This window comes from Rhizobium centroccidentale (genome assembly GCF_030182565.1).
In the GTDB taxonomy this organism is placed as follows: Bacteria; Pseudomonadota; Alphaproteobacteria; order Rhizobiales; family Rhizobiaceae; genus Rhizobium.
Genome location: NZ_JAQJCG010000010.1, coordinates 196786 through 204568, shown reverse-complemented (window position 1 = coordinate 204568; position 7783 = coordinate 196786). Strand labels below are relative to the sequence as shown.

Annotated in this window: 4 protein-coding genes; all 4 read right to left on the bottom strand. The window is 56.7% G+C overall.

Features of this window, described 5'->3' with window-relative positions; all coding sequences use genetic code 11:
• Window positions 1-148: 148 nt before the first annotated feature.
• The 4 genes from PH562_RS15780 to uvrB all read right to left on the bottom strand — a co-directional run bounded on the left by PH562_RS15780 (window position 149) and on the right by uvrB (window position 7526).
• Window positions 149-2698 (bottom strand): DEAD/DEAH box helicase family protein, encoded by a 2550-nt coding sequence (locus PH562_RS15780; RefSeq protein WP_285174051.1) that lies wholly within the window; start codon window positions 2696-2698, stop codon window positions 149-151.
• A gap of 167 nt (window positions 2699-2865) precedes the next feature.
• Window positions 2866-3924: an adenylate/guanylate cyclase domain-containing protein gene (locus PH562_RS15775; protein ID WP_285174050.1), complete on the bottom strand. Its 1059-nt coding sequence runs from the start codon at window positions 3922-3924 to the stop codon at window positions 2866-2868.
• 159 nt (window positions 3925-4083) lie between these two features.
• Window positions 4084-4539 (bottom strand): SRPBCC family protein, encoded by a 456-nt coding sequence (locus tag PH562_RS15770; protein WP_113230657.1) that lies wholly within the window; start codon window positions 4537-4539, stop codon window positions 4084-4086.
• 200 nt (window positions 4540-4739) lie between these two features.
• A complete protein-coding gene (gene uvrB / locus PH562_RS15765) occupies window positions 4740-7526 on the bottom strand; it encodes an excinuclease ABC subunit UvrB (protein WP_285174048.1) in 2787 nt (928 codons plus the stop codon).
• Window positions 7527-7783: the final 257 nt, after the last annotated feature.

Sequence of the window (7783 nt, the reverse complement as noted above, 5' to 3'; positions counted from 1 at the left end):
AACGGGTAGGATAGGGTGGGGAATTTCAAGGGGTTGGGATTAGAGGCCAGCAAATAGCCTGCCGCAACAAATATCGCGACAGGCCCAGGAAATATACAAAAGGTGATATCAATGAACCCCATTTCGTCAAAAACGAACCTGTTAGATGTTATCGCAGCTCCTTCAATCTAGCGGTGGCTAGACTCGAGAACCATCCGTCTAGTTGCCATTCCTTTAGTGATCCAAAGTCGGCAATAATTTGGGTGCGCTCCGCAGTCGTTCGGCCTCGAAAATCATCTAGTTTTGCAATAAATCCTTCAATCTTTCCGACGAGATTATCGATTTCGCATAGATATAGCTCATCGCTCGGATTCGCTTGCTCGTGGCATTTTCCTGGCGGCCCGACTATAAGTATGCCATCTATTTCATCACCTGTCCTGTTATCGTTCATCCATTCAATATGATTAAGTGACTGCCCAATATCTTTCTTGAAATACAAGGCTGGATTTTCTTTCTTTGTTTTTAATTCCATTGCCAGCGAGTAGTTCGTTAGTGGATCATGCCACAATACGTCTGGTCCCGCGTCAAATTCATTATCTGGGCGTGTAGCTTCTAAACCTAAAAGTTCACCAATTGCACGAAGCGCCTCCTCATGATCATTGGCCTCTAAATTAGGGTCCTTTAATTTTCGCAAAGCAGCTTTTAACTGAGCGGAAAGGTCGGCGAGCTTTGCTGTGCCGGCTAAGTTGATATCTACGAAATTCTTATGGATCGAACCAACAATATTTAGACCGTTTTGGATGTCAAAAGTATCCACGGTATAGGGTAGGTTGAGCCATTTCGATAGGCGCGAGCGTGCTTTACGATAGTGTTGTCCTGCGGTTGAAATATCTCCAGCCATCTCGTATGTCATGCCCAGCCAGATGGAATACCATCCAGCGATGCGCGCATCTGCTATTGCGATTTTATCGATCACATCTTCTAATGCGATCCGAGCGCCAGGGACGTCGCCTTGCCATAGCGCAGTCATAAATTCGCATTCGGCTAACACGCCGTCCGCTATCTTCTTCTCTCTTATTTTTACTTTCTCTAGTATTTCATTATCAAATTTAACGCCCTGCATAGTGTCTGAGTAGTATCTCAGCCAAGATTCATCGCGTTTTCCATCCTTAATATCGAGAACTTGACTCAGCAAACCGAAAAAATTGGTTTTTTCCATAAATGGAATTTCTTCGTGTATGGTTTTTCCGAGCAATATCTGCTTTCTAATTAGTTCCGGAAGAAGCGCGATGTTTTTGTCCCGACGAAGCCAAGTCGAGATATCTTTGCCAAATATCAGGAATACCCCATAGTCGCTTCTTCCTCGGTTGATGCGGCCGAAAAGCTGCGTTATTCGTGTGGCCATTTTGGTAGACATCAGATTGTTCATCTGAAGATTTTCGACCAAGTGACGTTCCATCAGGCTAACCCCGGATGGCGACCCATCGATCGCCATGATCCGGCACGTGTCTTGAGGAAGATCGATGCCATCGATACGTGAAACTAGCAGAAATGCCCCTTTGCTTGCCGCGCGGAAGGTTTCCAACGCTTCGCTGAATTTGTCGACGTCAGGAGGAACGGCTACAGATGACCAAGGCTTTGAATCAGGATACGACGGCACTGCGACAAGAATCTTTCTAGCCGAAGCTATATCTTTCACCGTATCAGTCTTCTTTATTTCGGGATGAAGCTTATCACCAAATAGAATAAGTCGTTCTCCGTTTCCTGCGTCGTTATTGGGCTTGATCTCGTTCGTGGCGCGACGGCCAAACCCTCTTACAAAGTCGGTTTCGAAGTCTAAAGTGGCGGACAGATAAACGCGTCGCACGTCACCGGATAGGAAAGGAAACTTGCCGGTTGGAATGAATGGCGGCGTCACCTCTATGGTGTTTTTAGAAATGAAAATCGCACAGTATTGAAGGTTTTCGTATAGTTGTATAACAGGGAATTGTAACTCTCGATCATCTTGATAGCGCGCTTTCTTCAATGCATTAATAATTTGCTCTTTATTCCGCGCAGCCGTGCAAGGCGGACACATTGTGGTTCCGACTTGTCCAATGCTTTCAAGGACATAACTTAAGTGGCCATTTTTCCCGATAGCCTCGAATTCTGGCCGAACAATATCTATGATATTGTTGAAAAGATTTTCATGCTTTTCTTTTCTAATCGTAAGCGTAAATGCATCTCTAATCATTCTTTCACTTACGTGCGCATCATCAAATATAACTGCTGCGGGCGATTTGTCCTTTGTGAAAACATTTATTGACGAGAATAGCGATTGGTAGGTTGTAATACAAAAGGCCTTTCCGCTTTCGAAAAGGTCATTGTCAAATTTTTGTTTTGTTCTTTGAGTATATTTTATCCCAAGCCGATCACATTCTCGCGCAGTCTGGCGTACGAGATCGATAGTGCTGCAAGCGAATAGTACTGGTCCAATATCTTCGTTAGTAAGGCTCTGAGCAATTAGTGCACCTACTATCGATTTGCCGGCGCCAGTATTCAATATTATTAAGTTGTCTTTGTTTTCCCGGCTTGAATGCCACTGCTTCAATGCTTGAGCCTGCCCCTCCCAAAGGTCATTCGGGGCGTTCCCTAAATTGGGGCTCCTCTTAAAAATTTCTATGGGATCCCGAGGCGCTGCGTCGATGGTGGGCCGGTTGAATTTTCCAAAATCGATCATAGGTGGTTCCGAAGTTTATTAAGCAATCGAACTTATTGTGACATACTCGATATGGTAGTTATTTTCAATTTTAAAATACAACCTCCTATCCTTGCCGCCCAACGTTCTCATCGATCATTCTTCTTTCAGAAGATAAATATCTCCCGGCGTAGGGATCGCAGCGAGTCTTAGCCGTCCAACAGAGTAAACACCGAACAAGGCTCGGCTATCCCGCGCAGCTCATAACGCCCCAAGGCCAGAAGTGGCATCGTCGTCTCGGCTGCGACCGAACCCGAGACAAGGATATTGCGTCCGAGCGGCTTGCAGAGGCCCTCCAGCCGGCTGACGAGGTTGACTGCGGGGCCGATGGCGGTGAAGTCCAGGCGGTCGGCGGCGCCGATGTTGCCCCAGAGCATGTCGCCGAAATGCAGCGCGATGCCGAAGGGGAGCTGCAGCAGGCCCTGGCTTGCGCGTGTCGCGTCGAGATGCGCCATGCCGGCTCGGATGGCGGTGGCGGCGCGCAAGGCCGCTTCGCAGGCTTCCTTCGGTGTCCCGCTCATGGGGAAGATTGCCAGCACGCCGTCGCCCATGAACTTCAGCACTTCGCCGCCGAAGGCATGCACGGCACCCGCGACGCGGTCGAACCAGGCATCGAGTGCCGAGATCACGACGCTTGGTTCCGTCGCTTCGGAAAGAGCTGTAAAATCCCGCAGATCGGCGCAGAGCAGGGCTGCGCGGATGATCTCGCCGCTATTGCGGCTGAGTGCACCGGCCTGCACGCGCGCCGCACTTCTGCGGCCGAGATAGGCTTCGAGCAGGGTGGATAGGGTGGCGCGTGCGGCCAATCCCGCCAAAGGGGCTGCGGCAAATCGGGCGATCTCGCGCAGGTTTTCCCCTTCAAAGGAGGTGAAGGGCCGAGTGCCGGCCCAGGCAAGCACGGAATTGCCGGGCGCGATCCCGATCGTTTCCTCGCATATCGGGCCGAGATCACTGAGCCAATCGCGGCCGGCCTGTCCGAGCGCCGTGCCGGCGAAGCCGAGAGCTTCGGTCACTGCGCCGGTTTCGGCGCGCCAGAGCCACGTATGCTGCGTGATGATCGGATGCGGCGCGGCAAGCGTCAGCGCGCTGCCGGCAAGCGGGAGGCCGGCGGCCAGCAGATGTCCGCCCAGATCGGCCAGGAAGCGTTCGGGGCTGGGCGAGGTGCCGGCTTCGTCGACCAGCCAGGCAAGGGGGGCGGGCAAATCCATGCGGCGATCATGCCATGGCGCTTGCCGGCTGTCATCTGTGCCGGTATGGCCACGCCAACGGCAATTGAAAGCAAAATGACATAGGAAGCTGCTGTCACCGGTCGGTGATATTGCGGATATCTGAGCGCCGAGCCCGATGATGCCGCCCTTAAAACATCATCAGCTCCTGCCGTCGTGGCCGCGCATGGGGTCCGGGCCGGGATCGCGTCCGGCGGCCACCGCTGCCATGCGGTCGAGATAATGCGCCCAACCCTTTGCGTGCGCTTCGCATTGCTCCACGGTCGGCAGGCCGGTATGGGTGAGGCGCACCAGCGTGCCGTCGGGTTGCTCGATCAGGTCGATCTCCACAAGGCTCGATCCGGGAGGCACCTCCTCGCTGCCTTCCCAGCCGAAGCTATAGGCGAGGCGATGAACCGGCACGACTTCGCGGAAAGTGCCGCGCGCGGCACGAGCGCCAGTGACGTTGACGAGATAGATGCCGCCAGGCTCCGGCTCCGTCCGCGCTTCCGTGCCCATCCAGCGCAGGATTTTTTCGGGATCGGTCAGCAATGCAAATATGGCTGCAGGCGGTGCCGAGACATGGGTCTCGCGACGGACGATCAAAGGCTCGGACATCAGACTTTCTCCCCAGGTTGCTATCGCTTCCCACCGGCCCGGTATGCGCTCAAGCGCCTTCCGTCTCCCCGTGGGCCTCCTCATATGATGGCATGTAGCGGCTGCGGCCGCGTCAGCAAGGCATTGTTCCATGCTCACAGGTCTCAGCCTTCATAAAATCGGCAGCACCGGGCGGCAGATATCCGACAATCGCGGTCGCCTTATCGGCCGGGCCGTCCCGTCTTGCCTTTCGTCCGTCCCTTGCGCTGCTTCTCGTCCACCGGATCCTCATAGGAGCCCACGCCCGGCTTTGCTCGGGTGATCGGCTTGTCCGGCACTTTGCCTGTGACGGGCTTTTCGGTGCGGCCGACAGTCATCTCGTCCAGTGTATTCTTGCGGAAGAGCGGCGTGCCGGCATCGCTGCCCGGTCCCATTTCGTCGAGGCTCGGCTTGGCAAAATAGGAGCGAGAATCCGGTGCGGGTGGAGCGCGTTTGCTCGCTGCAGAACCGCGGCTTTCGAGGCTCTTTGCTTCCTCGCGCGCGAGCGGATCGTCCATGGCGGCGAGTTCGACGGCCTTGAGGCGCTTGATCTCGTCGCGCAGCCGTGCCGCCTTTTCGAAGTCCAGGTCGGCTGCGGCGTCGCGCATGGATTTTTCCAGCGCGTTGAGGTGGGCCTGCAGATTGTTGCCGACGAGGTGGCCGCCATCGGCAAAGCCCTTGCCGGCAGCGCCGCCGATATCGGCGCGGACATGGTCCTTTTCGTAGACGCTGTCGAGGATGTCGGAAATCTTCGCCTTGACCGATTCCGGCGTGATGCCGTGTTCCTCGTTGTAGGCCATCTGCTTTTCGCGGCGGCGGCTGGTCTCGTCCATCGCCCGCTGCATCGAGCCGGTAATGGTATCGGCATAAAGGATGACCTTCCCGTCGACGTTACGCGCGGCACGGCCGATCGTCTGGATAAGCGACGTTTCCGAGCGCAGGAAGCCTTCCTTGTCGGCATCGAGGATGGCGACGAAGCCGCATTCCGGAATATCGAGGCCCTCGCGCAACAGGTTGATGCCGACGAGCACGTCGAAAGCGCCGAGGCGAAGATCGCGGATGATCTCGATGCGTTCCAGCGTGTCGATGTCGGAGTGCATGTAGCGCACGCGCACGCCCTGTTCATGCAGATATTCCGTCAGGTCTTCGGCCATGCGCTTGGTCAGCACGGTGCAGAGGGTGCGATAACCCTTTGCGGCCGTCTCGCGGATCTCGCCGAGAACGTCGTCGACCTGGGTGCGGGCTGGGCGCACTTCGACCGGCGGGTCGATCAGGCCTGTGGGCCGGATGACCTGTTCGGCGAAGACGCCGCCCGATTGTTCCATTTCCCAGCTGCCGGGCGTAGCCGAAACGGCAATCGTATCTGGGCGCATGGCGTCCCATTCCTCGAAACGCAGCGGGCGGTTGTCCATGCAGGAGGGCAGGCGGAAGCCGTATTCGGCAAGCGTCGCCTTGCGCCGGAAGTCGCCCCGGTACATGCCGCCGATCTGGCTGACCGAGACGTGGCTTTCGTCGATGAACAGCAGGGCATTGTCGGGGATATATTCGAAGAGTGTCGGCGGCGGTTCGCCGGGATTGCGGCCGGTCAGGTAGCGCGAATAGTTCTCGATGCCGGCGCAGGAGCCGGTCGCTTCAAGCATTTCGACGTCGTAACGGGTGCGCTGTTCCAGGCGCTGCGCCTCGAGCAGGCGTCCGGCCTTTTCCAGTTCGGCCAGCCGGATTTTCAACTCTTCCTTGATCGCCTTGATGGCGCCGTTCAGCGTCGGGCGCGGCGTGACATAGTGTGAATTGGCGTAGATCTTCACCGATTTCAGGTCGCCGGTCTTCTGGCCGGTCAGGGGATCGAATTCGGTGATGGCGTCGATCTCGTCGCCGAACATGGAGATGCGCCAGGCGGCATCCTCCAAGTGGGCCGGGAAGATTTCGATCGTGTCGCCGCGAACGCGGAAGGAACCGCGGATGAAGTCCATGTCGCGGCGCTTGTATTGCTGCGCCACTAGGTCGGCCAGAAGCTGGCGCTGGTCCAACCGATCGCCGACATTCATCTGGAAGGTCATCGCCGTATAGGTCTCGACCGAGCCGATACCGTAGATGCAGGAGACCGAGGCGACGATGATGCAATCGTCTCGCTCCAGCAGCGAACGCGTCGCCGAGTGGCGCATGCGATCGATCTGCTCGTTGATCGAGCTTTCCTTCTCAATGAAGGTGTCGGAGCGCGGCACATAGGCTTCAGGCTGGTAATAGTCGTAGTAGGAGACGAAATACTCGACCGCATTATCCGGAAAGAAGTTCTTGAACTCGGAATAGAGCTGTGCCGCGAGCGTCTTGTTCGGCGCGAGGATGACGGCGGGGCGCTGGGTCGCCTCGATGACCTTAGCCATCGTAAAGGTCTTGCCCGAGCCGGTGACGCCGAGCAGCACCTGGCTGCGGTCGCCATTCTCCAATCCTTCGACGAGGTCACGGATCGCCGTCGGCTGGTCGCCTGCGGGCTGGTATTCCGAAGCCATGCGGATCCGGATGCCGCCTTCGGATTTCGCTGGCCTGGCAGGCCGGTGCGGCGTCCAAAGCTTGCCGTCCTTGAAGAGCGGATTGCCGCTCTCGATGAGCTTCGACAGCGCCTCCACGGTCGCCGTCACACCGCTCGTCGCGATCTTGTCGGCATCCTCAAGCGCAATATCGAGGCCGGCCACCGGATTGAGGCCGGCAGCAGCACGCGTCTTCGGGTCGGTCGAGCCGCCCATGGAGACGCCGCGCGCGGTCTTGCCGGCGGTGATTTCCACCTTCTTGCGGTGCTTGCCGGCCTTCGAGGCAATCTCGCGCTGGGTTTCGACGCTGGATGCCTCCGCATCGGCTTCGAGTTGCTTCACCCAATCGGCAACGCTGCCGCTGAGCGGCGTGCCTTCAAACGGTGCCTGCGGCGCCTCTTCGAAACCGGTCGGGGCGGGGGACTTTTTCGGTGATTTGGCCATGGGGCGAATATGGCGACAGATCGCGCAGATGTGAAGGGGTAAAGGGTACAAAAGGGAAACAAAGTGGCGGATTTTTCCATTCGCCGGAGATGTCAAATATGTTACAACCCAAGGGCGGCCGATGCGTTATCGCTGATCCGAAGTCCGCATAGCGCGATCCTCGCAGGCGCCAAGGGAGGAACCAGCCGCAACGTCGACATGCCCGGCTATTGCCGGGTTCCCCCAGCTTCGACGGCATCCGGTATTGCCCGCCTCGC